This is a genomic window from Bradyrhizobium sp. FW305-F6, from assembly GCF_058782905.1.
Map to the genome: position 1 here is coordinate 1 of NZ_JBYSYD010000024.1, position 4,297 is coordinate 4,297.

General features: G+C 56.9%; 1 protein-coding gene and 2 pseudogenes. All 3 read left to right on the forward strand.

The annotated features are described in order from the left end of the window. Positions 1-230 precede the first annotated feature (230 nt). Positions 231-524, forward strand: a pseudogene (locus AC3WLX_RS36495) (IS110 family transposase); the annotation flags it as partial. A gap of 53 nt (positions 525-577) precedes the next feature. Then, positions 578-1,788 (forward strand): annotated as a pseudogene (locus AC3WLX_RS36500) (HlyD family secretion protein). Continuing rightward, a complete protein-coding gene (locus AC3WLX_RS36505) occupies positions 1,781-3,325 on the forward strand; it encodes a DHA2 family efflux MFS transporter permease subunit (protein ID WP_024343493.1) in 1,545 nt (514 codons plus the stop codon). The pseudogene AC3WLX_RS36500 and the gene AC3WLX_RS36505 overlap by 8 nt, the downstream one beginning before the upstream one ends. Positions 3,326-4,297: the final 972 nt, after the last annotated feature.

The following is a 4,297-nucleotide window of genomic DNA, read 5'->3' on the forward strand; positions in this document are numbered from 1 at the left end:
TCAACCGAGATCATAATCCCGATGGTGGGGGCAGTTCTTCATGACGCAAAGGGGGCAGTTCCGGATGGCGTTTGACAAGCTCGCAGTGATCCTGCATCGGATCTGGGTCGATGGCACGACTTACCGATGGACCGAAGCGGGCCCGATCACAGCATAGAACACGTCGAGGAGATCAAGAACGCGACCGGGCTGAACTGAAGCCCGATGCCCGAAGTCCCGTCGCCGGGACGGTGGATCCGGTGAAGCCGTTACACGGCCCTCAGGTTCATGCGGTCGACGAGACCGGCAGGGTCGTCGCCCGTAAAAAGCTTCGCCGCTCCGAGGTGATCGAGTTCTTCGAGGCGTTGTCGCCCTGCTTGATCGGCATGGAGGCCTGCGGTAGCGCTCATCATTGGGGCCGGGAGCTGACCGCGCTCGGCCACGACGTTCGGCTGATGCCGGCAGGATATGTCAAACCCTACATCAAGCGGGGCAAGAACGACGCAGTCGACGCGGAGGCGATCTGCGAAGCGGTCGCTCGACCAATGGACTGAACGATCGTATGACCAGTTAAAGATCAGTGCGGAGATGTAATGCGATGGAGCGACATGCAGCGGGGCGTTCTTCGTTAAAAAAAGAAGAATGGATGGCGCAGTCAGAGTCTCCGTCCATCAGTCCCCAAGTTCGCAAATCGGCCGAAGAATCTCTTCCCGAAAAACCACCTTCCCAGGAGACGAAGCGTCCCCCTGCCCAAAAATCACGACTTCGCTCCCTGATGTTTGCTTTGCTCCCGCTCGCGCTTGTGATCGGGACGTATTACTACGTGACCGGCGGAGCGACCATGTCGACCGAGAACGCGTATGTGCAGGCCGACAAGGTGGGATTGTCGACCGATGTCGGCGGAATCGTCAGTGAAATTCTGGTGCATGACAACCAGACAGTCGCCAAGGGCGCCATTCTGTTCAAGCTCGATCCCCAGCAATTCCAGTTTGCTCTTGATCGGGCAGAAGCCCAAATTGGCAACACGAGAAACGATTTACTCGCGTTGCAGGCGAGTTACCGGAATATGCAGGCTCAAGTCGAGCAGGCCAAAAAGGATGTCGAATTCAACACGGTCAATTTCCAACGCCAGCAACAGCTCCTCGCCAGTCACTTCACGCCACAAGCGACCTTCGACGCGGCGCGCAATACATTGGAAGGGGCACAGCAAAAGCTGGCTTCATTGCAGGCGCAATTGGCTGGACTTGCCGCCAACCTGAATGGGAATCCCGATGCGCCAATCGAAGACCATCCGCGGTACAAAGATGCGATAGCCGCTCGCAACGAAGCCGCCCGCGAGCTGGCGCATGCGGTTGTAAGGGCGCCTTTCAACGGCATTGTCACCAATGTGCCATCGCTGCAGCCGGGACAATATCTCGCGGCTGCTGCAACTGGTTTCAACATCGTCTCAACCGATGATGTCTGGATTCAATCAGACCCGAAAGAGACCGAGCTTACGTACGTCAAGCCGGGCCAACACGCGGTTATCGAGGTCGACACATATCCTGGGGTCAAATGGTCGGTACGGTCGACAGTATTAGCCCCGCGTCGGCTTCGAGTTTTTCGCTTTTGCCGGCAGAAAACACCAGCGGCAACTGGGTGAAGGTCGTGCAACGCATTCCGATGCGCGTCTGGGTTAAAAACGATCCCGCAAAGCCGGCGCTCCGGGTGGGGATGAGCGTCGTGCTTAGCATTGATACAGGCCATCCGCGCGGATTTCCGAGCTTCCTGGTCGACTTGTTTGGATCATCGAGGACATCGAATGGCTAGCCCACAGTCGGGTGCACGTCCTGTCAATCGCCCAGCGATTACTGCCTGCGTCATTCTCTCGGTCATCATGCAGGCATTGGATACCACCATTGCGAACGTGGCGCTTCCGTACATCCAGGGCAGTGTGTCAGCCAGCGCGGACCAGATAAATTGGGTTCTCACCTCTTACATCGTCGCAGCGGCGATCATGACGCCTCCCTCGGGTTTCCTCGCCAGCAAGTTCGGGCGCCAACGCGTGCTGCTGGTGGCGATCGCCGGCTTCGTCGTCGCTTCGGTCCTGTGCGGCATCGCGCAATCCCTGTCTCAGATCGTTGCCTTTCGTCTGCTTCAGGGATTCTTCGGTGCCGCGCTGGTGCCGATCGCGCAGTCCATTCTCCTCGATGTTTACACGGCGAAGGAGCGGGGTTCCGCAATGGCGCTGTTCGGGGTCTCCGTCATGGTAGGGCCCGTTTTGGGACCCATCATCGGAGGCTATCTCACCGATCATTTTAGCTGGCGCTGGGTCTTCTACATCAATATTCCCATTGGGGCGCTGGCATTTGGCGGAATCTCTGCGTTTTTGCGGGAGAAGAAGGAACTGGGCAACACCAAGCTCGACTGGCTCGGCTTCGGGAGCTTAAGCGTTGCAATCGCTGCAATGCAGGTCTTCCTCGATCGGGGCGCGCAACTTGACTGGTTTTCCTCGCTGGAGATCCTGATCGAAGCGACCGTAGCAGTTTCGGCCTTCTACGTTTTTCTCGTCCACACCTTCACGGCGGCAGCAGGCAATTCGTTCGTCGATCCGCGGCTCTTCCTCGACCGCAATTTTGCGGTAGGCATGCTTTTCATCTTTATCGTTGGCATCACATATCTTGCCTCGCTCGCGTTGCTGACGCCGTTTCTGCAAACCTTGATGGGGTATCCGGTCGTGACGGCCGGAATCGTCATGGGGCCGCGCGGTATGGGAACGATGGTTTGCATGTTTCTGGTCGGTCGCCTGATCGGGCGTGTCGATACCCGATGGCTGCTGATGATCGGTCTGTTGCTGACTGCCTGGGCAATGTACGACATGACCGGCTGGAATCAAAACGTCTCGGAAGCAACTATTGCGCTGACCGGATTCATCCAAGGTGCAGGTCTGGGATTTCTCTTTGTACCTCTGACGACGGTGACCTTCTCAACCCTTCCTGAAAAGAAGCGCGGAGATGCGACGGGGCTGTACAACTTGTCGCGCAACGTGGGCTCGAGCGTTGGAATATCGATCGTATGCTATCTTTTGATCCGAAACGGACAGATCAATCATGCCACCATTTCGGCTCACGTCACGGCGACCAATCGCGCATTCGATAACTCCGCTGTCTTGCATGCATTGAGCCCATGGAGCCCGACGGGGCGAGCCGCACTCGATCAGCTTGTTCAAATGCAGGCTTCGATCATCAGCTATATTGATGATTTCAAACTGATGATGGTCCTATCCTTGGCGGCGATTCCGTTGGTTCTGCTTTTGCGGCGAGGTGGCAGCTCTTCGCCGAGTGATCATGCGATGGTCATGGAATAGTTTAGAAGCCACAGTCGCCTCAAAGGAGGTGAAACAGCGGAGGCAGCCTCCTTCCTCAACATGGGGCCTCTCCCGGAACTTACTTCGAAAGCAAGTGTTCATCATGTGGTGCAGAGGAGATTTGAATGACATGGGCTATGTTCGCTTCCGCCGCGCTTGGACAAGAGGGGAGTGCTGCGCAACGCGAGGCTTGCACACCAGACGCGCTACGTTTGTGTGGACAATACATTCCGGATGCGAACGCCATTGCCACCTGTTTGCGTCATTCCGGGCCTCGTCTCAGCCCGGAATGCCACGCCGTATTTTATCCCTCCCGAGCCGAACTTAGGAATGCACGGCGCGGTGACCTGCCGCCGGCCTCTGGTAGCGAGGACAGCGATAAGTAGGGCATATCCCACCCTCACGCAGCACATACCCCCGCCGCTTCAAGATACAAGCTTGCGATTGCCGGGGGTGCACGCTTTGTCGTCGGGCTCCTGCCGTGTGCCTTTGCGCGCTCTGCTTCATTATGGTTGGGGCTTTCTGCCGGGAAGGGATGTTCAATATGCTTCCCTCCGCAGACTGTGGCTGTAACGCCACGTATGTCCCGTAACGCGCGAGCATTGGCTGGATGGGTAGCGATGCCGGCCAACCGCGGGCACCGATTTGGCGAGCACCTGCGGGTGATCGACAGGCGTCTTTTGACGTCGCTTTTGGTGAGAAGTCGCAAAGAGGCTATTCCAAGAGAAGTGAGAACGAGTAGTATCCGCTGGAACGGTTTCGCTCGATAAAGACGAGAACATGATGGCAGGTATCGAACCTATCTCGTCGTCCGTGAAGTTCGGCTAAGCGACTGAGCCAGAATCGCATTTGTCTTTGTGGATGGTTTTGGGATTGCAGGGTTTTGATGGGTCGGGCATCGGAACCTTGCAATTTCATTTTCAGGATTCCGTCGAATCGCCAGTCATGATTCCTTCGTCGTATCGGAGGTGG

Bases quoted from the DNA above. Each gene is read 5' to 3' on its own strand.
- AC3WLX_RS36505 (WP_024343493.1), top strand. From the start codon at position 1,781: ATGGCTAGCCCACAGTCGGGTGCACGTCCTGTCAATCGCCCAGCGATT.